21 protein-coding genes are annotated in these 22,990 nt (G+C 65.7%); 13 read left to right on the top strand and 8 right to left on the bottom strand.

Features of this window, described 5'->3' with window-relative positions; genetic code table 11:
- Positions 1 to 78 precede the first annotated feature (78 nt).
- From ACSLUQ_RS08180 to ACSLUQ_RS08140, 9 genes are all read left to right on the top strand, one after another.
- Positions 79 to 3,060, top strand: a complete 2,982-nt coding sequence (locus ACSLUQ_RS08180) for a formate dehydrogenase subunit alpha (RefSeq protein ID WP_417772750.1) — start codon at positions 79 to 81, stop codon at positions 3,058 to 3,060.
- 12 nt (positions 3,061 to 3,072) lie between these two features.
- Positions 3,073 to 3,672, top strand: coding sequence for a formate dehydrogenase FDH3 subunit beta (gene fdh3B / locus ACSLUQ_RS08175; protein WP_417772751.1), 600 nt, complete (start codon positions 3,073 to 3,075; stop codon positions 3,670 to 3,672).
- Between the two features lie 179 nt (positions 3,673 to 3,851).
- Positions 3,852 to 4,049 (top strand): hypothetical protein, encoded by a 198-nt coding sequence (locus ACSLUQ_RS08170; RefSeq protein ID WP_461808212.1) that lies wholly within the window; start codon positions 3,852 to 3,854, stop codon positions 4,047 to 4,049.
- Positions 4,050 to 4,169: 120 nt separating this feature from the next.
- Positions 4,170 to 5,315, top strand: coding sequence for a formate dehydrogenase subunit gamma (locus ACSLUQ_RS08165; RefSeq protein ID WP_461808211.1), 1,146 nt, complete (start codon positions 4,170 to 4,172; stop codon positions 5,313 to 5,315).
- Between the two features lie 87 nt (positions 5,316 to 5,402).
- Positions 5,403 to 5,555, top strand: coding sequence for a hypothetical protein (locus ACSLUQ_RS08160; RefSeq protein ID WP_417772754.1), 153 nt, complete (start codon positions 5,403 to 5,405; stop codon positions 5,553 to 5,555).
- 207 nt (positions 5,556 to 5,762) lie between these two features.
- The gene (locus ACSLUQ_RS08155) at positions 5,763 to 6,533 is read left to right on the top strand and encodes a biotin/lipoate--protein ligase family protein (RefSeq protein WP_461808210.1); all 771 of its coding nucleotides are present in this window, start codon (positions 5,763 to 5,765) and stop codon (positions 6,531 to 6,533) included.
- Entirely contained in the window at positions 6,530 to 7,024 is a 495-nt protein-coding gene (locus ACSLUQ_RS08150; RefSeq protein ID WP_461808209.1) for a DUF6505 family protein, read from the top strand. Before ACSLUQ_RS08155 ends, ACSLUQ_RS08150 begins: the two co-directional genes overlap by 4 nt.
- Positions 7,024 to 8,040, top strand: a complete 1,017-nt coding sequence (locus ACSLUQ_RS08145) for a DUF6352 family protein (protein WP_461808208.1) — start codon at positions 7,024 to 7,026, stop codon at positions 8,038 to 8,040. The genes ACSLUQ_RS08150 and ACSLUQ_RS08145 overlap by 1 nt, the downstream gene beginning before the upstream one ends.
- A gap of 31 nt (positions 8,041 to 8,071) precedes the next feature.
- Positions 8,072 to 9,043: a DMT family transporter gene (locus tag ACSLUQ_RS08140; RefSeq protein WP_461808207.1), complete on the top strand. Its 972-nt coding sequence runs from the start codon at positions 8,072 to 8,074 to the stop codon at positions 9,041 to 9,043.
- Here ACSLUQ_RS08140 and ACSLUQ_RS08135 read toward each other — a convergent pair.
- Positions 9,040 to 9,861, bottom strand: a complete 822-nt coding sequence (locus ACSLUQ_RS08135) for a hypothetical protein (protein ID WP_461808206.1) — start codon at positions 9,859 to 9,861, stop codon at positions 9,040 to 9,042. The genes ACSLUQ_RS08140 and ACSLUQ_RS08135 overlap by 4 nt on opposite strands.
- 52 nt (positions 9,862 to 9,913) lie before the next feature.
- The gene (locus ACSLUQ_RS08130; protein WP_461808205.1) at positions 9,914 to 11,368 is read right to left on the bottom strand and encodes a metal-dependent hydrolase family protein; all 1,455 of its coding nucleotides are present in this window, start codon (positions 11,366 to 11,368) and stop codon (positions 9,914 to 9,916) included.
- Positions 11,369 to 11,597: 229 nt separating this feature from the next.
- Between ACSLUQ_RS08130 and ACSLUQ_RS08125 the strand changes: the two genes are divergently transcribed.
- A complete protein-coding gene (locus ACSLUQ_RS08125; protein WP_417772761.1) occupies positions 11,598 to 12,821 on the top strand; it encodes a multidrug effflux MFS transporter in 1,224 nt (407 codons plus the stop codon).
- A 16-nt stretch (positions 12,822 to 12,837) separates the two neighbouring features.
- On the opposite strand, the gene ACSLUQ_RS08120 is transcribed toward ACSLUQ_RS08125, so the two are convergent.
- The 3 genes from ACSLUQ_RS08120 to ACSLUQ_RS08110 all read right to left on the bottom strand — a co-directional run bounded on the left by ACSLUQ_RS08120 (position 12,838) and on the right by ACSLUQ_RS08110 (position 18,676).
- The gene (locus ACSLUQ_RS08120) at positions 12,838 to 14,718 is read right to left on the bottom strand and encodes an aspartate:alanine exchanger family transporter (RefSeq protein WP_461808204.1); all 1,881 of its coding nucleotides are present in this window, start codon (positions 14,716 to 14,718) and stop codon (positions 12,838 to 12,840) included.
- A gap of 86 nt (positions 14,719 to 14,804) precedes the next feature.
- The gene (locus tag ACSLUQ_RS08115; protein ID WP_417772764.1) at positions 14,805 to 16,205 is read right to left on the bottom strand and encodes a glutamate decarboxylase; all 1,401 of its coding nucleotides are present in this window, start codon (positions 16,203 to 16,205) and stop codon (positions 14,805 to 14,807) included.
- 431 nt (positions 16,206 to 16,636) lie between these two features.
- Positions 16,637 to 18,676 (bottom strand): 4Fe-4S binding protein, encoded by a 2,040-nt coding sequence (locus ACSLUQ_RS08110; protein WP_461808203.1) that lies wholly within the window; start codon positions 18,674 to 18,676, stop codon positions 16,637 to 16,639.
- A 225-nt stretch (positions 18,677 to 18,901) separates the two neighbouring features.
- Between ACSLUQ_RS08110 and ACSLUQ_RS08105 the strand changes: the two genes are divergently transcribed.
- Both ACSLUQ_RS08105 and ACSLUQ_RS08100 read left to right on the top strand, forming a co-directional pair.
- On the top strand, positions 18,902 to 19,444 hold the full coding sequence (locus tag ACSLUQ_RS08105; RefSeq protein ID WP_417772766.1) for a DUF3305 domain-containing protein: 543 nt from the start codon (positions 18,902 to 18,904) through the stop codon (positions 19,442 to 19,444).
- Positions 19,441 to 20,136 (top strand): DUF3306 domain-containing protein, encoded by a 696-nt coding sequence (locus ACSLUQ_RS08100; protein ID WP_461808202.1) that lies wholly within the window; start codon positions 19,441 to 19,443, stop codon positions 20,134 to 20,136. The genes ACSLUQ_RS08105 and ACSLUQ_RS08100 overlap by 4 nt, the downstream gene beginning before the upstream one ends.
- Positions 20,137 to 20,147: 11 nt before the next feature.
- On the opposite strand, the gene ACSLUQ_RS08095 is transcribed toward ACSLUQ_RS08100, so the two are convergent.
- Together ACSLUQ_RS08095 and moaA are read right to left on the bottom strand one after the other, a co-directional pair.
- A complete protein-coding gene (locus ACSLUQ_RS08095) occupies positions 20,148 to 20,471 on the bottom strand; it encodes a hypothetical protein (protein ID WP_417772768.1) in 324 nt (107 codons plus the stop codon).
- A gap of 1 nt (position 20,472) precedes the next feature.
- Positions 20,473 to 21,474 carry a GTP 3',8-cyclase MoaA gene (gene moaA / locus ACSLUQ_RS08090; RefSeq protein WP_417772769.1) on the bottom strand — a complete coding sequence of 334 codons (1,002 nt, stop codon included), beginning with the start codon at positions 21,472 to 21,474 and terminating at the stop codon, positions 20,473 to 20,475.
- 281 nt (positions 21,475 to 21,755) lie between these two features.
- On the opposite strand from moaA, the gene ACSLUQ_RS08085 reads away from it, so the two are divergent.
- On the top strand, positions 21,756 to 22,121 hold the full coding sequence (locus ACSLUQ_RS08085; protein ID WP_417772770.1) for a gamma-butyrobetaine hydroxylase family protein: 366 nt from the start codon (positions 21,756 to 21,758) through the stop codon (positions 22,119 to 22,121).
- 87 nt (positions 22,122 to 22,208) lie between these two features.
- Here the strand turns inward: ACSLUQ_RS08085 and ACSLUQ_RS08080 are convergent, their stop codons facing one another.
- Positions 22,209 to 22,793, bottom strand: a complete 585-nt coding sequence (locus ACSLUQ_RS08080) for a L,D-transpeptidase (RefSeq protein WP_417772771.1) — start codon at positions 22,791 to 22,793, stop codon at positions 22,209 to 22,211.
- Between the last annotated feature and the right edge of the window lie 197 nt (positions 22,794 to 22,990).

The raw sequence follows: 22,990 nt of genomic DNA, 5'->3' as shown, positions 1-22,990 counted from the left end.
CCGTTCCGCATCGAGGGAACGGGAGGCGGGCAGGGAAGTGCAAAGCGCTCCCGCCGCGCGGTTCGAGGGAGAAACGAGATGCTGAGAAAGAAGACGAGCTCCGTCGCCCGTCGCACGCGGCTTGCCTCCGCGATCGAGGCCATCGGCGCGAGTGCCATGGACCGGCGCACCTTCCTGCGTCGCTCGGGCCTGGCGGCCGGCGGGCTAGCCGCTGCCGGCGCCTTCACCGGCGGCATGGTCCGCAAGGCGGAAGCCGCGGGGCCGACGAGCGCCTCGACCGAGATCAAGAAGACGATCTGCACGCATTGTTCGGTCGGCTGCACGGTTCTGGCCGAAGTGCAGGACGGTGTCTGGACGGGACAGGAGCCGGGCTTCGACAGCCCCTTCAATCTCGGCTCGCACTGCGCCAAGGGTGCTTCGGTGCGCGAGCACGCCCATGGCGAGCGGCGCCTGAAATATCCGACCAAGCTGGTCGATGGAAAATGGGTGCGCGTTTCCTGGGAAGAGGCGATCAACGAGATCGGCGACCAGATGCTGAAGATCCGCGAAGAAAGCGGACCTGACAGCGTTTATTGGCTCGGCTCGGCCAAGCACTCCAACGAGCAGGCCTATCTGGTGCGCAAGTTCGCTGCCTTCTGGGGCACGAACAACGTAGATCACCAGGCGCGTATCTGTCACTCGACCACGGTCGCGGGTGTTGCCAACACCTGGGGCTATGGCGCGATGACGAATTCCTACAACGACATTCACAATTCCAAGGCGATCCTGATCATCGGTGGCAATCCCGCCGAGGCGCATCCGGTGTCCCTCCTGCATGTGCTCAAGGCCAAGGAAGAGAACAACGCACCGCTGATCGTTTGCGATCCGCGTTTCACCCGCACGGCTGCCCATGCGAGCGAATATGTCCGCTTCCGCCCGGGCTCCGACGTCGCGCTGGTGTGGGGCATTCTCTGGCACATCCTCGAGAACGGCTGGGAAGACCGCGAGTTCATCCGTCAGCGTGTGTGGGGCATGGACGAGATCCGCGTCGAGGTGGCCAAGTGGACACCGGAAGAGGTCGAGCGCGTCACCGGCGTTCCGGGGTCTCAGCTTCGCCGGGTCGCGCGCACGCTCGCGAACAACCGGCCGGGCACGCTGATCTGGTGCATGGGCGGCACCCAGCACACCAATGGCAACAACAACACCCGCGCCTACTGCATCCTGCAGCTTGCCCTCGGAAACATGGGCAAGGCCGGCGGTGGCACCAACATCTTCCGCGGCCATGACAACGTCCAGGGCGCCACGGACCTTGGCGTGCTCGCCGACACGCTGCCCGGTTACTACGGACTTGCCGAAGGCTCCTGGAAGCACTGGGCCCGCGTATGGCAGGTGCCTTACGAGGACCTCGCCGCGCGGTTCGCCACGATGAAGGCAGCCGACGGCAGCGACAAACCGATGATGTTCGAGACCGGTATTCCGGTGTCGCGGTGGATCGACGGCGTGCTCGAGGAAAAGGCGAACCTTCAGCAGCCGGACAACACCCGCGCCATGGTGTTCTGGGGCCATGCGCCGAACTCGCAGACCCGTCTCCCGGACATGAAGCGGGCGATGGAGAAGCTTGATCTTCTCGTGATCGTCGATCCGTTCCCGACGATGTCGGCGGTCATGCACGACCGCAAGGACGGCGTCTACCTGCTGCCGGCGACGACGCAGTTCGAGACCTACGGCTCGGTGACCGCCTCGAACCGCTCGCTGCAGTGGCGCGAGAAGGTGGTTGAGCCGCTCTTTGAGTCCAAGCCCGACCACGTCATCGCCTACCTTCTGGCCAAGAAGTTCGGCTTCGAGGAGCCGATGTTCAAGAACATCGAGGTCAATGGCGACGAGCCGCTGATCGAGGATGTGACCCGCGAGTTCAACCGCGGCATGTGGACCATCGGCTACACCGGCCAGTCGCCGGAGCGGATGAAGAAGCACATGGCCAACCAGCACACCTTTGACCGCACGACGCTGCGCGCCAACGGCGGCCCGGCCGACGGTGATTTCTACGGCCTGCCGTGGCCGAGCTGGGGAACGGCGGAGATGAACCACCCCGGCTCCGCCGTGCTCTATGACACCTCGCTGCCGGTCGCCGAGGGCGGCATGGGCTTTCGTGCCCGCTTCGGCGTGGAGAAGGACGGCGACAACCTGCTCGCCGAAGGGTCCTGGCCGGTCGGATCGGAGATCGAGGACGGCTATCCTGAGTTCACCATGGCCATGCTGATCAAGCTGGGCTGGGACAAGGATCTGACGCCGTACGAGCGCCGGATGATCGAGTGGGTTGCCGGCATGGTCAATGACATGCCCTCCTCGGAAGAGGTCGGCGAGACCTCGCACAGCGGGGACATCCCGTCTGACTACAACGACAAGGTTGGCGGTGTGAACTGGAAGACCGACCTGTCCGGCGGCATCCAGCGTGTCGCGATCAAGCACGGCTGCGCGCCCTACGGCAACGCCAAGGCCCGCGCCGTCGTGTGGACCTTCCCGGACCCGGTGCCCCTGCACCGCGAGCCGCTCTACACGAGCCGTCGCGACCTGCTCGACAAATACGCGACCTATGAGGACAAGACCTTCTGGCGCGTGCCGACCCGCTACAAGTCGATCCAGGTGAACGACTACTCCAAGGACTTCCCGATCATCCTGACCTCGGGACGTCTGGTCGAGTATGAAGGCGGTGGCGACGAGACCCGCTCGAACCCGTGGCTTGCCGAGCTTCAGCAGGACATGTTCATCGAGGTCAATCCGCGCGACGCCAACAACATCGGCATCCGCGACGGCGAGATGGTCTGGGTTCACGGTCCCGAAGGCGGCAAGGTCCGCGTCATGGCGATGGTGACGGAGCGCGTCGGCACCGGCGTTGCCTTCATGCCGTTCCACTTCGGCGGCTTCTTCCAGGGCGAGGATCAGCGCCACAAGTATCCCAAGGGTGCCGACCCGTATGTCCTGGGCGAGGCGACCAACACCGCCCAGACCTACGGCTACGACAGCGTCACCCAGATGCAAGAGACAAAGGCCACGCTTTGCCGCATCGAGCGCGTGGGCTGAGGAGGATAGATCATGGCACGGATGAAATTCCTCTGTGACGCCGAGCGCTGCATCGAGTGCAACGCCTGCGTCACGGCCTGCAAGAACGAGAACGAGGTGCCCTGGGGCATCAACCGCCGCCGCGTCGTCACCATCAGCGACGGCAAGCCCGGCGAACGCTCGATCTCGGTTGCCTGCATGCATTGCTCGGACGCGCCCTGCATGGCGGTGTGCCCGGTCGACTGCTTCTATCAGACCGACGAGGGCGTGGTCCTGCATTCCAAGGACCTGTGCATCGGCTGCGGCTACTGCTTCTACGCCTGTCCCTTTGGCGCGCCGCAGTATCCGCAGGCCGGCAACTTCGGCTCGCGCGGCAAGATGGACAAGTGCACCTTCTGCGCCGGTGGTCCGGAGGTCGACAATTCGTCCGCTGAATACGCCAAATACGGCCGCAACCGTCTCGCCGAGGGCAAGCTGCCGCTCTGCGCGGAGATGTGCTCGACCAAGGCGCTGTTGGCCGGCGATGGCGATGTGGTCTCCAGGATCTACCGCGAGCGCGTTGTCGCCCGCGGCTTCGGCGCCGGTGCATGGGGCTGGGGCACGGCCTACGAGAAGAAGGCCGGCACTCTTTGATGCGCTGCCGGCCGCTTTCCCTGCAAGGGGCGCTGGCCTGACCGCATGGAGCAACGGACACACGGGAGCGGGGTGGGGATATGAGCCCCATCCCGCTTCCGCGCTTCGCGGGGAGCCGTCAAGGGTCCTGAAAATCCGGATCTTCCGGGAGCCATCTGCCCGGGCATGGAGATGAAGACGTGAAATCTCGACGGAGTGCAATCTGTGCGTTGGCCGTTTCGGCCGTGGTTCTGGCGCTGGTGCCGGGGTGTCGCGAGGAAGAGCGCGACCGTCCGCTCGTGCTCGAGAAGGGTGTCTATCAGGGCGAGCCCGATCAGCCTCTGAGCGAGGCGCAGTTGCACGAGTTGCGCCAGCGCGGGCTTCGGCAAAGCTTCTGAAGAGCGGCCGGCCACGCGGACGGGCGGCGGCCGTGCGACAATCGGGTCTGAACGAACAGGCCATCATCCCGACGGGCGCGGGCGAAACCGGCGCGACAGGGAAACGAGGAGCGTGAAACGATGCGGTCAGCGCCAGACGGACGGATTTCGCGGTTCATGCGCGCATTGGTGACGGCGACCCTTTTGCTGGTCGCCTGCGGGGCGTTTGCCACGCTTGCCCCCTCCGCATGGGCCCAGCAGGGCACGGTGCGCCCGCCGCAGGATGCGTCTCCCGTCGAAGGGCATGTGCCCGGCGATGTGCTTGGCACCACCTCGGATGCAGAGATGTGGCGTGAGATCCGCCGCGGGGCTGCTGGCAACGTCTCCATCCCCGACAAGAAGTCCGCACGTCTCGTGCAGTCGGAAGGCGAGCTCTGGCGCGCGCTCAAGAATGGCCCCATCGCGCTTTATGGCGCCTGGGCGATGCTCGGCATCTTGGTGCTTCTGTGCCTGTTCTTCGCCCTGCGCGGGCGCATTCGTATCGAGCATGGGCGCAGCGACGAGACCATCACCCGCTTCATCGCGGTCGAGCGCTTCGGTCACTGGCTGACCGCCTCGTCCTTCGTGATCCTCGGCCTTACCGGCCTCAATGTCATGTATGGGCGCTATGTGCTGCTGCCGGTGGTTGGAGCGGATGCGTTTTCCGCGGTCACATGGTGGGGCAAGCATTTGCACAACTATCTGGCCTTTGCCTTCATGGCCGGCCTGGTCCTCATTTTCGTGATGTGGGTGCGCCACAACCTGCCCGACCGAACCGACATCAAATGGGTGTTGCAGGCAGGCGGCCTTTTTTCCAAGCGCCTGCATCCTCCGGCGAAGAAGTTCAACGCCGGCCAGAAAGTGATCTTCTGGCTGACGATCCTCGGTGGCGTCTCGATTTCCGTCTCGGGCTGGTCACTGCTCTTTCCGTTCACCACGCATCTGTTCTCCGACACCTTCGCGCTCGTGAACTCTCTCGTCGGTACCGACTTGCCGACGCCACTGACCACCCTTCAGGAGCAGCAGCTTGCTTCGCTCTGGCATTCGGTCATGGGCGTCTTCCTGGTCTGTGTGATCATCGCCCACATCTACATCGGCTCCATCGGTATGGAGGGTGCCTTTGACGCGATGGGTTCCGGGGAGGTCGACCTCAACTGGGCGCGCGAGCACCACTCGCTGTGGGTCGAGGAGGTTCAGGCGCGCGAGGACGGTGGCGAGGCGAGGCCGACAACGCATCCGGCCGAGTGATCCTCCAGGCCATGTGACTTTCGCAGCGGCACGCTGGGGAGCGGGCCGCCGGCGAGTGGATAAGGAAATGCGGAAATGAAGGCGTTCGTGAGCGCTTTGGTCGTTGCTGGTGTGATCGGAACCGGGGCCTGGGCGGTGCTGAGCTTCGGGCTCGACTATTCGTCCGCCCGCGTCTACGCCCCGAAGAACCCGGAGGCGGTGCGCCTGTCACCGGGCGACGGCCTGCGCAAGGAAGACTGAGCCGCGGAATCCGCAGCTGTTTGCACTGACCCGGCAAGAGGTTGGGCCGACCGTCTGAATCGATTTCGCAAGGTCTTTTGCCGGATGGGGATCCGGTTTCGTCTGATGGGGTGAAGACGATGAATCCATATGTCCGACACGGAGCGCATCTCGTTGGCGCTCCTTGCTTTTTGCATGCCGGTGCCCGTTCCGGCGCACGAGCGTGAGATGACGTTGGCCGATGCTCCTCAACTGCCGCCGCTCTTGACCGGCCATCCCGTCGAGGCGGGGTCTTCAGTCTTCGAGCGGGCGCGCCAGGGCGCGCGTGACGGGCTGTTTCGCGCCGGCGATTTCCTCTGGTCCCGCGACCGCGAGCGGGTCGCCTTCACCCTGGTTCTGGAGCCGGAGATCGATCCGGAGCACTGTGCGCAGATGCTGTTTCTGGCCATGGTCGCGGCGGTTGACGCCATTGGCGCGCGGCTGCCGCCCGAGATCGCACTCACGCACCGCTGGCCGAACATCCTGCTTGCCAACGGCGCGGTCGTTGGCGAGGGCCGCGTTGCGTGGAGCGAGACCGGTGACGCCAACGGAACGCCGGACTGGATGATCGTCGGCCTCTTCGTGCGCCTGGCGCCGATCGGGGGGGAGCTTGAGCCGGGCCAGACGCCGGAGCTGACCAGCCTCTTCGATGAAGGGGCGGGGGGGCTCGACAGCACGCAGGCGCTTGAATCCATCTCACGGCATCTGCTCACCTGGCTGAATCGCTGGGAGCACGACGGTTTCTCACATGTGGTGGAGGCGTGGCTCTACCGTGCAGACGGATACCTTGGGACCATGGCGGTGGACACCGGCGCGGGAAGAAGCTCGGGCCGGTTTCTCGGGCTGGACGAATGCGGCAATCTGCTGTTGAAGCAGGAAGGTCTGGAGGGCGGAACACGGGCGGTCATGCTCGACACCGCGCTCGCGCACGCAGAAACCGAAAAGGGACCCCGCACATGAAGCGCTTGCTCAAGGCCATCCGCCTCGATCACTCGGACACCCGCGTATTTCCGACTGCGGCCGAGCCCGGCGACTGGCTCATCCCCGGCACCTTCGCATTCCGCGCCTACACGCAGGAGGGGCTCTCCGGAAAGGTCGAGCAGGCATTCCTTTCCGGCTTCCTGTCGCTCGGCAACTTCGGTTGGTCAACCTTCGCCACGGCGGACACGATCTCGCAGGAGGATCTGGCCGGACTGATCGACCGGCTGGCGGCTCATTTCGTCGAGGAGGAAGGCGCGCCGTCCGTCGAGGCCGCGCGTTCGGTTGCCGAGGCGGAGATCGCCGACGCCTGCGATCTTGCCGAGGGCGTCGAGGGAAGCGCGCTGCTGACCATTGAGCGGACCCTGGATGAGGAAGGCCAGTTGCACGAGCGCTTCCAGCTGTTTTCTCCCGACGACGAGGAGGGGGAGGAGCCCCACGCACGCGTGTGGGACGTGGAAGAGGACGATTGATGCCGGCGTTCTGGAGATCGTCGGGCCTGCATCTCGTGACGCGCGACGCCAATGGCTGGCTGTCGGTGAGCGGCGATTTTCTGCGCGCCTATTTCACACGCCCCGAGGTCCATCCGGTCGAGGAGTCCTGCCCGGCTGAGCATGCGCTCTTCGAGAAGCTGATGGAGGATCCCTTCGTTCGGGTGACGGAGGAGGACATCGCCGCCATCGTTGATCCGGATGCTGCGGACAACTATCGCGTCGTGCTGCGGTTTCGCGATCATCTGGCGGAAAGCGGAACAATCGAGCGCGCCTATGCGGCTCTGTTCGAGAAGGGTGGCGGCATCGCCCTCCCGCCGATGTTCATCGACCAGATGGTCCATCTCGTCTTGCACAATGTCCTGCGCAAGATTGCCGACCCGCTACGCGCGCGGGCGGGCGAGCTGTTCTTTCGTGAACAGTCGGTGACCACCGCCGACGGGCAGCTGATGCTGGCCGACGCCGAGATTGTCGAGACCTATTCGCGCACCGGTGGCCTCGGCGGGCTCGGCGCGCTGCTGGCGGAAGCCGGCACCCCGGCGCGCTCCGTTGCACTTGATGTGCTGGGTGAGGACAACCGGGAGATCTACTGGGACAGGTCCGACCGTTTCGATACGGCCATCGACTTCCGCTTCACCGAGCCCGCGCTCGATGCCTTCGCCCGGGTGCTGGAAAGCTGGATCGGTCATTTCCACGGGATTTCGGTGCGCATCCAGCCGCAGCGCTCGATCCGCGACGAGCGCTGGTCATGGCACGTCGGCCTCGACGCGGATTCGACGCGGATCCTGAACGCCCTTTACGAAGGCGCTCCGCTGGGCGAAGGTGATCTGTCACGCATCGTCGGCCTTTTCCGTCTCGATTTCGAGGATCGTGCCGATACGGTCGACACGATGCGCGGCAAACCTGTATGGCTGGGTCTGGCCATGGGCACGGACGGCATCCTGCGCATGAAACCGCAGAACCTGCTGACAAATCTGCCGCTGCGCCATCGCAACTGACGCGCTGCGGCGAAAGAAAGACATCCCGACCATGACGTCCCCACCGACACCGGCGACACTCGCCGCAGAGAACGGCCGTGCCATCGCCTTCATGCTGGTGGCCATGGTGGGCTTCATTCTCAACGACAGCCTGATCAAGATCGTCTCCGAGCGCCTGCCGCTTGGCGAGATCATGCTGTTCCGCAGCCTGTTCGCGATTCTCTTTCTTTTGATCCTGTGCATCGCCAATGGCGCGATCCGTCAGCTCCACCTGCTGTTTCATCCGCTGGTGGGGCTGCGCGTCGTTGCCGAGGTCACCGGGACGCTGCTCTATCTGACAGCGCTCTTCCAGCTCCCCATCGCCAATGCCACCGCCATTCTGCAGGTCCTGCCGTTGATGATCACGGCCGGGGCCGCACTGTTTCTCGGCGCGCCCGTCGGCTGGCGGCGCTGGAGCGCGATCGGCGTTGGTTTCGCCGGCGTGCTTCTCATCATGCGCCCCGGCATGTCCGGGTTCGACCAGTGGTCGCTTGTCGCTCTGGCCGGTGTCGCCTGCATGGCCGTGCGCGACCTGACCACCAGCCGGCTGCCGCGCCATGTACCAACCTATGGCGTGTCGCTGGCCACGCTCGTCGGCGTCGCCTTCGCCGGCCTCAGTCTCCGGACGGTGGAAACCTGGCTGGTGCCGGAGCCCATGGATGTCCTCTTTCTCGCCGGGTCCGCGGGTTTCATCCTTGTCGGCTTCGTCTTCGTGATCAATGCGATGCGGCTCGGCGACATATCCTTCGTCGCTCCCTTCCGCTATTCGATCATCGTCTGGGCAATCGTGATCGGCTACCTCGTCTGGGGAGATGTGCCGGACGCGCTGACGATTACGGGCATCGCCGTGCTCGTCGCCACGGGGCTCTACAGCCTCATGCGCGAGCGCAAGATCATGCGCAAGCCCGGGCCCGCGGCACGCGCCGACCTGCCGGTGCGCCCGTCCGCGCTCGCCGGTCCGAAGCAGCCGGAGCGTGGGCCTTAGAACCGGTAGGTCACGCCGAACACCGGTCCGCTCATGGTCGCGTCATAGACGTGACCGCCCGAGCGGTAGTCGACGGACAGCGCCTTGTAGCCGGCCGAGACGGTCCACGCCTCGCCGAGATCGTAGTTGAGCGTGCCGAGCACCTGCCAGGTGTTGCGCGACCCCAGGCCGAAACCGCCGACGTCGGCGTGAAGCATCGCCGACAGATCTTGCGTGAGGCGCAGGAAGGCCCGCGCCGAAACCAGCGGATCGACCCAGCCGAAGCTGCTTTTCGCCTTCAGCGTCGTTGTCGTGTAATACAGCGAAACCTCCGTATCGACATGCCAGAAGCGCGCGCCGCCAAGCAGGTCGAGTGAGAAGCGCGGTGTTTCGATCACCCGGTAGCCGGCCTGGGCGGTCGCGGTGAACTGGCTCGTGTCGACGCTTGCGCTGAGGCCCGGCGTCGGTCCGATCTGCGGCAGGGCGCCGATGACCTGGCTTTCGCCTAGGTTGACGTAGAGCATGTCGCCGGAGAAGACGAACCGGTCCTGCCGGCCCCAGATCTGCACGAACCCCGCGAAATTCAGATCACTGAGGATGTCTTTGAAATCCTTGCGCACATGCGCCGCCGGCAGGCGCCGGAAGGGCGAGATCTTTCCGTCAAGGGCGGCCGCCCATCCGTAGGGCGTGATCTGAAGGACCCGGTCGGGGCGGGTGAGGGCAGATGTGTCGGCCGCCTGTGCGCCCGCCGGAACGGCGTGCAGCATCAGGCCGGCGGCAGCAATGGCAGAGGCGCGAAGGGTGTTGCGAACCAGAGCCCGCGCGGCAGGTGCGGTCATTGGCATCATCCGTTTTTCCGTGTTGATTGGAGGCGTGCTGCGCGGCCATGCCTCATGAGGTGAGCGTGTTCTTGTGGACACGTCCATCCTTCATGATCAGCTTCAGGTTCCGCTCCGGGTCGGCGATGAGGTTGATGTCCTCCAGCGGATTGCCGTCGATCACCAGAAGATCGGCCATCGCGCCTGCCTCGATCACGCCGAGTGCGGCCGGATAGGGATTGCGCAACCCGCAAAGGCCGAGCAGTTCCGCGTTCCGGCTGGTGCCGAGCCGCAGCACGTCGGCGGGCGAGAACCAGCGCACGATCTTGGCGAGCTGCTTGCCCTGGGTGCCTGTCTTGCCCGGGCTGAACAGGATGTCGGTGCCCCAGGCCATGTTGACGTCGTACTTCTGTCCGAGTTCGAACGCCCGCACGGTTCCTTCGGCGATCAGGCGTTGCTGGGCGCGCTGAGCCTCGGAGGCGTGCGGATTGGAATCCTCATCCGCCAGGAACGGCTGCAGGCTCCACCATGCGCCCGCATCGGCCATCAGCTTCACCGTGTCCTCGTCGGCGAGCTGGCCGTGCTCGATGCAGCGCACGCCGCCTTCCAGCGCGCGCTGGATGCCCTTCGGAGTGTAGACATGGGAGCAGACATAGGTGCCCCAGTCGGCGGCTGCATCCACGGCGGCGCGGATCTCGGCGACAGTGAACTGGGTTGAATCGATTGGATCGAATTGCGAACTGACGCCGCCGCCGACCATGATCTTGATCTGCGTCGCGCCGAGCAGGAGCTGCTCGCGGACCCGTCGCAGGACCTCCGGAACACCGTCCGCGATGGCCGAGATGCCGGCCATTTCCGCCGTGCTCATGCTGCGCATGGCATCGCGCGGAACCTCGTTGCGCATGCGGAAGTCGCCATGGCCGGAGGTCTGCGAGATCATCGCCCCGGAGGGAAAGATGCGTGGCCCCGGCGTCACGCCCTCGTCGATGGCGCGCTTGAGCGAGAACGACGGCCCGCCCACATCGCGGATCGTCGTGAAGCCGCGCATCAGCGTACGCTCCGCCTCTTGCGCGGCGAGCAGGTGGATGTAGGGCACGTCGGCGGTCATCGCCACCATCTCCGGCACCGCGGCGAGGATCGAATGCCAGTGCGCGTCGATCATGCCGGGCATGATCACACGGCCGCCACAGTCGATCTCCAGAGCATCGGCGACACGTTCCGCCCGAGGCACCAGCGCGGTGATCGTCCGGCCCTCGACCAGCACGTTACGGCCCTCGATCAGTTGCGCCGAGCGGCCGTCGAAGATGCGCGCATTGGTGAGGAGCCTGGGGCGGGTGTCGTCCGCCGCGCGAGCGCCCCCGGCGCCAAGCGTGCCGGCTGCCAGGCCGGCGACCATGCCTTTCAGAACCGAGCGGCGCGACAGCCCTTCCGTAATCCGCGCGTTGATCCGCGCGAAGGCGGGTGTGTGACACAGGCATCCGAAGCCATGGGCCAGGTGCTGGTATTTTTCGCCGAGACTGGGCTGCATGGAGGGCCTTTCGGATGCTTGTTTTGACAGACGCGCGGCACGACCGATTCCAAGACTATGTCGGGAAGGTCGTCGGGGACAATGCGCGGTTGCGGGGGCGGGCGAACTATCCCGCCAGACAGTCTGCTTGCGGAGCCCAATCCTCCATCTTCCCCGTCAGGTCGAGATCGTGCGGGGCACACGCAGGTTGGGCTTGCCAAGCATCGCGGCGGGCCATAGGAAGTTTTGTATGACAAACAGCCTCCCGACGGTCGCACCGTCCCGGCGACCGACGCTTGCCCTCCTGGTCGCCGTTTCCGCCGTAAACCCGCTGGCTCTCAACATTTATCTGCCGTCGATGCCCGCGCTTCCGGGCACGTTCGGCACCAGCGCCGCCATGGTCCAGCTCATCTTGTCGCTGTATCTGGCCGCGGTCGCCATCGCGCAGATCGGCATCGGCCCCCTGTCGGATCGGCACGGGCGCCGGCCGGTTCTGGTCTGGGGGCTCGCCATCTTCGTGGTCGGCAGCATCGTCTGCGCCATAGCGCAGACAATCGAGTTCATGTTGGCAGGGCGCATCCTGCAGGCGGTCGGGGGCTGCTCCGGCATCGTCCTCGGGCGCGCCATCGTGCGCGATCTCTACGATCGCTCGCAGGCAGCCAGCATGATCGGCTATGTGACGATGGGCCTGGCGGTCGCGCCGATGGTCGGGCCCGCGCTTGGCGGCGTGCTCGACGAGACCTTCGGCTGGCGGATGAATTCCTGGCTGATGGTGGTGCTCGGCCTTGGCGCCTTCTTCTGGGCCTGGTTCGAGCTGCATGAGACCAACCATTCCCGCCAGCCCGCTGGCGGTGGATTGCGCGGTCTGGCGCAAAGCTACGGCACGCTGATGCGCTCGCCGTTGTTCCTTGCCTATGCGCTCACCGCCGCCTTCACCTCGGCCGTGTTCTTCACGTTTCTCGGCGGAGCGCCATTCATTGCGGCGCGGCTCCTGTCCATGACGCCGTCCACCTACGGCTTCTATTTCATGATGGTGGCAGCAGGATATGTCGTTGGAAACGGCATTTCGGGCCGCTATTCGTCGCGCATCGGCATCGGTCGCATGATCACCGGGGGCAACACGGTCCTCGTCGTCGCGGTCGCGGTGATCGCGCTCGCCTTCGGCGCCGGTTACATCCACCCGCTGTCGCTGTTCGCGCCGATGTTTCTCGTCGGGATCGGCAATGGCATGGCGCTGCCCAACGCGATTGCCGGGGCGGTCAGCATCCGTCCGGATCTCGCCGGAGCAGCGTCGGGCTTTTCCGGCAGTCTCCAGATCGGCGCCGGCGCGATTGCCTCGGCGCTGTGCGGCTGGCTGATCTCGGGGGTTCTGTGGCCCGGTACGATCTGGCCGATGGTGCTGGTTATGGCGGTTGCCTGCGCCATCACCGTCGTGACCGGCATCATCGCCCGGATTCTCGAGGCGCGGCAGTAGCCGCGCCTCTTTTCCTCTAAGACAGGATCTGCGCGATATAGCCGCCGATCAGGGCAAGAACCGTGGTCACCGCGTAGGAGACCGGGTAGGGCACGGCCGCGACCTGGCTTTTCGACTGGTCGAGGATGGCGTTCAGGCTCGGCGTCGAGTTGCGGCCGCCGGCGCAGGCGCCGGCATTGATGACCGAATTCATGCCCAGCAACCGGTCCCCGACGAAGAACGCCACGACGACGGGCAGCAGGGCTGCCGTCGTGCCGATCAGGGCGAGCCAGATGACGGTGTCCCCGCCAAGAGCGGTGATGATCTTCGGTCCGACATTGGCGCCGAGCGCGGCGACGAAGATATTCAGCCCGATATCCTGCATGAAGCTGCGGGCGCCTTCCGAAACAGGGCCGCCGAACTGCGGGTTCCGGCTCCTGAAATAGGCCACGAAGATACCTGCGAGCAGGCAGCCGGCGGAGGTCCCTAGGGCGAAGGGAATGCCGGCGATCGTAACGCTGAGCGTGCCGATGACGTAGCCGACCGCCATGGCGATGGCGAGATAGGTTACCTCGGTTGTCGCAAGCGTCTTGTCGGTGATCGCACGGCTGCCGAGCGCCTTGGCCGCCCGGTCGATGGAGGCGACGGTTCCCGACAGCCTCAGCACGTCGTGAAAGCGCACGTCGGTCTCGGGACCGACGGGGATCTCGTTGCCGGCGCGGAAGATCGCGGTCAGACGCAATCCGTAGGCCAGCGAGGTCTTGGCCAGCTCGCCGATGGTCTTGCCGGCAATCTCATGCGTGCCGACGACGATGTCGGCGGTCTCGATGGCCAGGTCGCGTGCGAGCGGGTCATCGACTTCCGGCCCGATTTCCTCGCCCTCCAGGATGAGTTCGCCAATGTCGGAGCGCGCCGCCACCACATCGCCCTTGCGCAGGACATGGCTTCCCAGCTCCGCGACCGCCTTTCCGTCCTCGACGACCTTGAGGATGGGGGCATGGGGGTGCGACTGCCAGAGCTGCGCGACGGTCTTGCCGACGATGTCGTCATGCTCGACCTTGAAGGCGCGGATATCGAGCCCCTCGTGCCGCAGCAGGAGCGATTGCGGCGTTCCCGGCAGGGGGTGACTGCCGGTGCCGGCGAAGGCGGCTTCGGCGGCAGCCGCATCGCGCACGGGATCGTGCCCAAACATCGACGGCAGGTAGCGCAGCAACAAGATGATACCGACGCTCGACAGGATGTAGCTGATCGCATAGCCGGCGGCCATGTTGGCGCCGATCTGCTCGGCCGTCATGCCGGGGGGAATATGGGCGGCGCCGCTCTGGATGGCCGATTGCGCAACGCCGAGCACGGCCGTGATCGTGTAGCTGCCGGAGATCAGGCCGGCGGCGAAGCCGGACTCCAGGTTGAAGACCCTGGCGCCGCCGTAGCAGATGACCCAGTTGAGCGCCCAGATGATCATGCCGAGCACGATCGCCTTCAAACCGGCCGACTTCAGGCCCGCGAAGAACTTCGGGCCGGTTCCCAGCCCGAGCGCATACATGAACAGCGTCAGGAAGATCGTCGAGACGATCCCCGGCACCGAGTAGGTGATGTCGAAGACGGCCTGCGCGGTCATCGACATGAGCACGGCGGCGAGCAGGACGCTGGCCGTCGAACCGAGCGAGATGGAGGCGATCTTCAGCTTGCCGACGGGATAGCCGATCGCCAGCGCCACCAGAATGAACACCCAGGGCTGGGCGTCGAGAAACGCCGCGACACCCCGGAAGCCCTCTTCGGCGACGGGCTCGAAGAACTGGAGGACATTGCCGCCAACCTGCGCGAAGGCCGGGCTCGCTGCCAGCACCGGAAGGAGGAGGAGGCCGGTACACAGAGCGAAAAGGCCTGCGGCGGACATCCGGCGACGATCTTGTTTCATGCCACGCTCCCTGGCGAAATGGCTGGCCGACCGGACAATTCCCGGTCGGCCCCCGGTCGTTCGGCCGTTGTTCGGCCGTCAGAGGATCAGTGGTGGAAGCCGCCGGCTTCCGCTTCGGTCAGCGGCGTCGACACCGGGTGTGCCTTGAAGAACTTGAGGCAGTTCTTCATGTCCTCGATGAAGAGCGACGCGAGGTCCTTGGTGAAGCCGTGGCGCACCAGAATGCGTTGCACGACGAGGTCCTCCCGCTTCGGCGGCATCGTGTAGGCGGCCACCTGCCAGCCGCGCATCCGCAGTCGGTCGCTGAGGTCGAAGAGCGTGTAGCCGCGCGTGTCGAAGCCCTCCTTGACGGTCCAGGAGAGAGCCGGAATGCCGTCTTCCGGCTGGCCGTCGTAGAGGATCTCGAAGGGACCCATCTTGCCGATCTCCTCGGCCAGATACTGCGCGGTGTCGTAGCAGGCGGAGTGGATCTTGCGGTAGCCCTCGCGACCGAGGCGCAGGAAGTTGTAGTACTGCGCGATGATCTGCCCGCCCGGACGGGAGAAGCTGAGCGCCAGCGTCGGCATGTTGCCGCCCAGATAGTTGACCCAGAAGATGAGGTCGTCGGGCAGATCGGAGGCATCGCGGAAGATGCACCAGCCGGTGCCGAGCGGGGCGAGCCCGAACTTGTGCCCCGAGGCATTGATCGACTTGACGCGCGGCAGACGGAAGTCCCAGACGATGTCCGGCGCGCAGAACGGGGCGAGGAAGCCGCCCGATGCGGCGTCGACATGGATCGGCACGTCCAGCCCGGTCTCTTCCTGCAGCTTGTCGAGCGCGTCGGAAACCTCCTGAACCGGCTCGTAGTTGCAGGTGAAGGTGACGCCGAAGGTCGGCACGACGCAGATCGTGTTCTCGTCGACGCGCTTGAGAACTTCCTCGGCGTTCATGATGAGCCGGTCGCCCTCGAGCGGGATCTCGCGCAGCTCGATGTCCCAGTATTTCGCGAATTTGTGCCAGCACACCTGCACCGGCCCGCAAACGAGGTTCGGCTTGTCCGTGGGCTTGCCCTCGGCCTTGCGCTTCTCGCGCCAGCGCCACTTGGCCGCCAGCCCGCCCAGCATGGCCGCATCCGACGAGCCGGTCGTCGAGGTGCCGAGCGTGTTGGTGCCGTCCGGGGCATTCCACAGGTCCGCGAGCATGTGGACGCAGCGCGCCTCGATCTCGGCCGTCTGCGGATATTCGTCCTTGTCGATCATGTTCTTGTCGATGCACAGATCCATGATCTTGTGGATCTCGTCGTCGAGCCAGGTCTGGCAGAATGTCGCCAGGTTCTGGCGCGCGTTGCCATCGAGCATCAGCTCGTCGCGCACGATCGACGACGCCAGGCTCGCTTCCTGCTCCTGCTCCGGCATCCGGTACTTCGGCAGCGGCCGGGACACATCCGAAGTTCCATAGACGTCGTCACGCCATTCGTCGCGGATGTCGTTCTTGTTGTGGAGAGGCATTGGTGCTGTCCTTTTGCTGGTCGTCGCAATCGGCGGGGGTGTCCGGTCTTCCGCCGGAAGGCGGAGCAGGCCAAACCGGTGCGGGCCGGGTGGGGGCTGGCCCGCGGAGAGGAAACGCGACGCTGTCGCCCGATGGCGCGTGCCATCCCGGATAGCGGCGGCAGGCAATCGTGTCATTGATTCATGACAATGCCAATGCCGCGTACCCGGAAAACGGCATGCCCTTCATGGCTAGTCATACCTGCGTCTCAGGGGTATTGGTAATTTGCGCAGGTGTTTGAGTATTTTTTGTATTGGTTGCGGAAAAATAAAAGATGACGCAGGGGTAATTTGTATTTTACGAAAAAATTATACTTTGTTCCGGTCGGCGGTATTGGTGTCGGCGACCGGCGCGCGCGCTCTTGCGAGGCACGCAGCGCCGGCCAGGGATCTCAGTCTTCGCTGAGGAAGTCATCCGCCGTAAGGGGATCGCGTTCCACCGCCAGATAATCGTCGGTGGTTACGATCCGGGGGCGGCCGCCGCCGCGCAGCGGGGTGTCCGGCATGTCCCACTGGGCGGTGATGCGACAGTCGTCGCACATCTCGATCAGCGCGATCTGGTCCGCTCGCTGGAACATCCAGTGCTTGCCCGAGAGCTTCTCGCGGATCCGCGCGATGGAGGACTTCGTGCCGAAGGGCTTGCCACAGGACACGCAGGCCGCCGGCTCCTCCTCATGCAGGACGCGCGGACGCATCGCCTCGGGTGTGGTGTCATAGCGCGCTTCGAGCGTGATCACCTTTTCCGGACAGGTCGCCGCGCAGAGCCCGCATTGCACGCAAGCCGCCTCCGTCAGGCTTACCTGTGGACGCTCGGGATTGTCGGCAAGCGCATTGGCCGGACAGGCGGAGACGCAGGCAAGGCAGAGTGTGCAGCCTGTCGCGTCGATGGCGATGCGCCCATAGGGGGCATCGGCGGGAAGCGGGATTGGCTTCTCCGCTCCCGGCGCGTCGGCCAGCAGGCGCGAGATCGCGCTGCGCGCCACGTCGCGCTTGCCGCCAACGGGCGAGAACGCTGTCGGCCTGATCGCCAGCGGCGAGGCGGGAAGCGCGAAGGAGGGCAGGAGCGCGTCGGGATCGTCCGTGACGAGGATGTCGAAGAGCCCGTCGACGGCATGCCCCATGCCACCCGCCAGCGCCTCGCACAGCGCCACCTCGCGGCGCAGCGTCTCGATCTCGTCCGCCTTCCTCGGCGAGGCGAGGAGAACCACACGCTTCGCACCGGCCAGCAGCGCGGCGAGCAGCGTGTCGTGTCCAAGCACCGTTGGCGCATGGACCGCGAAGGGCAACACGTTGCCGGGCAGCCCGTCACCGAACCGCGCCAGCGCATTGATCAGTCCGCCGCCATGGGCCTCTTCGTGGACGAGGAGAACCGGATCGCGGCCGCCGGCTTCCAGATAGGTGCCAAGCAGCGCCTGCATCCGCAGGATCTGGGTGTCGCGCGGCGGGTAGCGGTAGCTCACGGCGCCGGTCGGGCAATGCGCGGCGCAGGAGCCGCAGCCGCCGCAAAGGCCGGGGTCGATGGCGACCGTCGTCCCCGCGCTCGAGATCGCGCCTGCCGGACAGGCATCCAGGCATTTGGTGCAGCCGGTCTTGCCCGAGCGGCCGTGGGCGCAGATCGAGGCGTCATAGGCGACATACAGCGGCTTCTCGAAGGTGCCGACCATGTCGGAGATCGCGAAAAGCGCGCGCGCCACGGCCGCGGGGTCGCGCGGATCGGCGCGGAAATAGCCGTCGCGGTGATCCGGTGCGGTGATCGGCGGCGTGCCGCCCGACAGGTCGAGGATCAGGTCGCACCCCGCCTTCGCGCCGTCGCGCGGCAGGGAGAACTGCGGCGCCCCGCGCGAGGAGGGGAGCATCTGCGCATAGCCGTCGACGGTCACCGAGAAGTCGCCGAGCGCACCGGCGACCGAGCGAATGCGGCCCGCATGCACGGGAACGTCGAGCACGCTCGGCAGCAGAACCTCGTCGGTCTGCGCCAGAAGCAGTGACACGGACAGCCGCCCCTCGAGTTGAAGCGCTGCGTCGAGCGCCTCCTGGCCGGTGCCATAGACGAGGCAAACGCCTTCCGATTCGATGGAATGAAGCGCCGCCGGTTCGCGCGCCACCTGGGCCTCGGCCAGCAGCGCGGCGATCTTCGGGTGCGGATCCGTCGAGGCGGCGCACCATCCGGCCTGCTCGCGAATGTTGACGAAGGCAAGCTCCGTTTCCGAGCCCTTCTCCTCCGCCACGTCCTCAAACAGCGGCGCTTCCTGGGTGCAGGCGACGATCAGCGGCGCGCCGTCATCGAGGGCGGCCTCGAAGCGGGCGACCTCCGCACGACAGAGCTGGGTGTGGACGTGGGTGGAGGCCTCGAGGCCGGCGATACGGCCGGCATCCAGGCGCATGGTCTTTTCGCAATTGCAAAGGAGAACCCGGGGGCGGGTCGATGACATTCACTTCCTCCGTGGCGCAGGCCCGCGCCGGGCGCGCCGTCCGTCGCATTCGGTTTTGTTGCATGGAGAATAACCCCGGGTGCGCGGATTTTCATCCTTTCCGTTGCGAAAGATTGTCTTCGCGCCGCGAAAGCCCCAAAATCAGGAAACGCGCAGCTCCGGCGTCAGGCCGGCGCGCGTCCATGTATCTCTGAGCCTATGTATCTCTGATAGGGGACAACCAGCGTGGAACGCGAAATCTCCGCCCAATTCGGCATGGTCCTCGAACGCCGCCCCGCTGCCTCCGCCTGGGCGGACTGGGTCTGGCGCATCGTCGATGTCGTCCCGGATGCCCCCGCGACGGACGGGTGGCTGCTCCTGTCCGAGGAGGGCGGCGTGCGCCGCTATCTCTCCGCGCCCCATGCTTTGACCCTGCATCACAAGATGGTCGAGGCCTATGACGCGAACATCGAGACCGGATCGCCGAAGATCTGGGCCATGCTCGACGACGCAACGGCCGGCGGTGAGCCGCCGTTCCGGGTGCGCGGCGTCACCGCCGACCCCTATGAGGCGCAGGGCGTGCTCGACAGCGCCGAGGGGCTGGTGGAAAAGCTCGACATGCCCCGCGCCACGATCGCCTGGATGGCGGCCTTCCTGTCCGCGATTCCCGAGGCTCCGGCATTCCGCAAGCGCCGCCGCGACAAGGTCGAGATCGAGAAGCAGATCTTCGGCAAGGAGCCCGTCTTCACCTCCTCGCGCGATCCGGGCGGGGAGGGAGAGCCGTCGTGAGCGTTGACCGGGAACAGGGCTTCCTCAGCCGGTGGGCGCGGCTGAAGCGCGAGGCACGGCTGCCCGAGGCGCAGGCTTCCGAGCCCGAGACGATCTTGCACGACGACGACGGCCGGGCGCTGTCTCCGGACGAGGCACGGCAGAAGATCGAGACGGAGAACCGCGAGCTGGCCGAAGCGGTTGACATCGAAAGCCTCGATTATTCCTCGGACTACACGCTTTTCCTCAAGAAGGGGGTGACCGATGCGCTGAAGCGCCAGGCCTTGCGCAAACTGTGGACCTCCGACCCCGTGCTTGCCTGCGTCGACGGGCTGAATGATTACGACGAGGACTACCGAACCGTGACGGCGCTTGCCGATGGTTTCAAGAGCTCCTGGCAGGTGGGCAAGGGGTTCGGGTGGATGGACGAGACGCTGGACGAGGTCCTGCCTGAAACCTCGGCGGAAGAGGCTGTGACGGCTGGCAACGCAGGCGACGGCCGCGCCACCGTTGAGGAGGTCGTCGCGGAAGACGCCGCCGCGCCCGACCCCGGCGAGGCGGAAGACCGCGCGGCGTTGCCGGAAACCGGAGACGCCGAGCGCGATCCGCAGGCGGAGCTGGTCACGGCGGAAGCTGACGCGCGTCACGAGGGTGCGGAGAACGCGCCATCTGTCGTCCCGCGCCCGTCGCGCCGCCGCGTTCGCTTCGAGTAGGCCCGAGGCCGTCAGCGCTCGGATGGGAACTGGGTCTGGCAATAGCTCACGGCGCGGTCGCGGAAGAGCGCGTACCGCGTTGCATCGATGACGCCTTCCTCTTTCATCGTGTCGACGGCACCGATGCGTTCGTCGAGACAGGCGGCAAGCTGCGGATTGTTCGCGGCGACGGATTGGGCGGTCGCCGGGGCGATGTTCTCGAAGGGCGTCAACGCCACGCCGGCGAAGCCGACGCGGCCGATCCAGACGATCGCGGCGAGCGATGCCACGGCAAGCGCCAGCGCGCCGAGGCGTGCCGCCGGCGCGTCGAGGAGCGAGCGGCGGGCCGCGCCCATGTCAGCCGCCGGTGACGCTCATGTGGCGGGAAACCGCCGGCCGGCGACCGGTCCGGTCGATGACGAAATCATGCCCCTTGGGCTTGCGGCCAATGGCCTCATCGATGGCGTTGTTGAGCAGCTCGTCGCTCTCCGAGGCCCGCAGCGCGGCGCGCAGGTCGGCGCTGTCCTCCTGGCCAAGGCACATGTAGAGCATGCCCGTGCAGGTGACGCGCACCCGGTTGCAGCTTTCGCAGAAATTGTGGGTCATCGGCGTGATGAAGCCCATCCGGCCACCGGTTTCCTTGACCTCGACATAGCGGGCCGGGCCGCCGGTCTTGTAGGGAATGTCGACAAGCGTGTGGGTCTCGGCGAGGGCGGCGCGCACCTGGGTGAGCGGCAGATACTGGTCCGTGCGGTCCTCGTTGATCTCGCCGAGCGGCATGGTCTCGATCAGCGTCAGGTCGTAGCCATGCGCGTGGCACCACTGCATCATCGGCAGGATCTCGTGATCGTTGACGCCCTTCAGCGCGACCATGTTGATCTTGATCTTCAGCCCGGCCTCGGTGGCGGCGCGGATGCCGTCCATCACCTTGCCGAGATCGCCCCAGCGGGTCACCGTCTTGAACTTCGCCGGATCCAGCGTGTCGATGGAGACATTGATGCGACGGATGCCGCAGTCGCGCAGCTCGCTGGCGTAGCGCGCGAGCTGGGAGCCGTTGGTGGTGATCGTCAGCTCTTCCAGCTTGCCCGTGTCCAGATGGCGCGACAGGCTGCGGATCAGGCTCATGATGTTCTTGCGCACCAGCGGCTCGCCGCCGGTCAGACGCAGCTTGCGCACGCCCTTCTCGATGAAGGCCGAGCACAGGCGGTCCAGCTCCTCCAGGCTCAGCACGTCGCGCTTTGGCAGGAAGGTCATGTCTTCCGCCATGCAGTAGACGCAGCGGAAATCGCAGCGGTCCGTGACGGAGACGCGGAGATAGCTGACCGTTCGCCCGAACGGGTCGATCATCGGCTGGGACATGCAAACGGGTCCTTGCTGTTGCGGAGCGTTCCTCTTCGCCCCGCCGGCCTTGCACGCTGTGTCGCGCTTGCCGCAGAAGTTCTTATTTAGTGGGAAAGGTAGCTGATTGAAGAGGTGCGTCAATCGGCTTGCCATCAAAAGATGCGTGAGCCCCTTTGCGCAGGGGCTTGCGCCGACTATCGTCCCGCCCTGTCGCTGCCGGCGACGCATGAACGAGATCATCGCGCCGACCGTGCGCAGCTGCGCGCGCGCAAGGTTGGTGTGTGAAGAAGGAGAGAGACGTGAGCGACGAAAAGCCCTGGCCGACGGAACTTCGCCTGAGCAAGGACAGGAAGACCCTCACGGTCACCTTCGACAATGGCGAGAGCAACGCCTATGAGGCGGAGTACCTGCGCGTCTGTTCGCCGTCGGCCGAGGTTCAGGGCCATTCTCCCGAGCAGCGCAAGACCGTGCCGGGCAAGCGCGCCGTCGAGATCCTGAAAATCGACCCGGTCGGCAACTACGCGGTGCGCCTGCATTTCGACGACATGCACAGTTCCGGCATTTTCTCCTGGGAGTATTTCCTCACGCTGGCCCGCGACAGGGAGACCCTGTGGGGCGGCTATCTGAAGGAACTCGAGGAGAAGGGGCTTTCGCGCGAGCGCTGAGACGGATGCGCGACGTGCAAAAAAGCAAAAAGGGCCGGCGGAGCGCCGGCCCTTTTCGCGTTTCAGATCGGCGTTCCGCCTGGCGCGTCAGCGCTTGACCACCACCCGGGTGCCGACCTCGACGTTCTCGTAGAGGTGCTCGACATCGTCATTGGCCATGCGGATGCAGCCGGAGGACACGGCGGTGCCGATGGTCCAGGGTTCGTTCGAGCCGTGGATGCGGTACAGCGTCGAGCCGATGTACATGGCGCGCGCGCCGAGCGGGTTGTTCGGTCCGCCTTCCATATGCGCGGGAAGCTTCTGCCCCTTGGCGCGGGCGCGGGCGCGCATCTGCGGCGGCGGCGTCCAGCCCGGCCATTCGGCCTTGCGGGTGATGTGGTGGGCACCGGCCCACTGGAAGCCCTCGCGGCCGACGCCGATGCCGTATTTCATCGCCTTGCCACCCGGCAGGACGTGGTAGAGACGGCGCTCGCCGGTGTCGACGACGATGGTGCCCGGCTTGTAGGGGCCGTCATAGCTGACGCGCTTCCGAGGGATCGGCGACTTGCCGCTCGGAACGCCATAGGCGTTGTACTCGACCCACTGCCGGGTGGCAGGGTCGAACACCCGTGCCGCAAGGGCCGGCGTTGCGGCCACCACAGCGGCAACCGTCACTGCAAGCAAGCGATACATGCGCATTCTTCACTTCCCATCCGGTGATCGTCCCCGCCGGGATCCTCGCGATCTCCGGCATTCTATCAGGACATGACTATTCCCGAGCTCCCTTGCGTTGCGGTTAACGCCCGGTCGCCTCGATGAACAATATGCCGCCACAATGTCCATGGGATCGGTGATCCAGATCACAACGACGTGAGGTCAGGTCGAAAAGA

It is taken from the genome of Stappia sp. ICDLI1TA098, assembly GCF_054880955.1.
This window is presented reverse-complemented; position numbering and strand designations above follow the sequence as displayed.

Coding starts and splice junctions, on each gene's coding strand:
- ACSLUQ_RS08180 (WP_417772750.1), top strand. CDS start 79: ATGCTGAGAAAGAAGACGAGCTCCGTCGCCCGTCGCACGCGGCTTGCC.
- fdh3B (WP_417772751.1), top strand. CDS start 3,073: ATGGCACGGATGAAATTCCTCTGTGACGCCGAGCGCTGCATCGAGTGC.
- ACSLUQ_RS08165 (WP_461808211.1), top strand. CDS start 4,170: ATGCGGTCAGCGCCAGACGGACGGATTTCGCGGTTCATGCGCGCATTG.
- ACSLUQ_RS08155 (WP_461808210.1), top strand. CDS start 5,763: ATGACGTTGGCCGATGCTCCTCAACTGCCGCCGCTCTTGACCGGCCAT.
- ACSLUQ_RS08150 (WP_461808209.1), top strand. CDS start 6,530: ATGAAGCGCTTGCTCAAGGCCATCCGCCTCGATCACTCGGACACCCGC.
- ACSLUQ_RS08145 (WP_461808208.1), top strand. CDS start 7,024: ATGCCGGCGTTCTGGAGATCGTCGGGCCTGCATCTCGTGACGCGCGAC.
- ACSLUQ_RS08140 (WP_461808207.1), top strand. CDS start 8,072: ATGACGTCCCCACCGACACCGGCGACACTCGCCGCAGAGAACGGCCGT.
- ACSLUQ_RS08135 (WP_461808206.1), bottom strand. CDS start 9,861: ATGACCGCACCTGCCGCGCGGGCTCTGGTTCGCAACACCCTTCGCGCC.
- ACSLUQ_RS08130 (WP_461808205.1), bottom strand. CDS start 11,368: ATGCAGCCCAGTCTCGGCGAAAAATACCAGCACCTGGCCCATGGCTTC.
- ACSLUQ_RS08125 (WP_417772761.1), top strand. CDS start 11,598: ATGACAAACAGCCTCCCGACGGTCGCACCGTCCCGGCGACCGACGCTT.
- ACSLUQ_RS08120 (WP_461808204.1), bottom strand. CDS start 14,718: ATGAAACAAGATCGTCGCCGGATGTCCGCCGCAGGCCTTTTCGCTCTG.
- ACSLUQ_RS08115 (WP_417772764.1), bottom strand. CDS start 16,205: ATGCCTCTCCACAACAAGAACGACATCCGCGACGAATGGCGTGACGAC.
- ACSLUQ_RS08110 (WP_461808203.1), bottom strand. CDS start 18,676: ATGTCATCGACCCGCCCCCGGGTTCTCCTTTGCAATTGCGAAAAGACC.
- ACSLUQ_RS08095 (WP_417772768.1), bottom strand. CDS start 20,471: ATGGGCGCGGCCCGCCGCTCGCTCCTCGACGCGCCGGCGGCACGCCTC.
- moaA (WP_417772769.1), bottom strand. CDS start 21,474: ATGTCCCAGCCGATGATCGACCCGTTCGGGCGAACGGTCAGCTATCTC.
- ACSLUQ_RS08080 (WP_417772771.1), bottom strand. CDS start 22,793: ATGTATCGCTTGCTTGCAGTGACGGTTGCCGCTGTGGTGGCCGCAACG.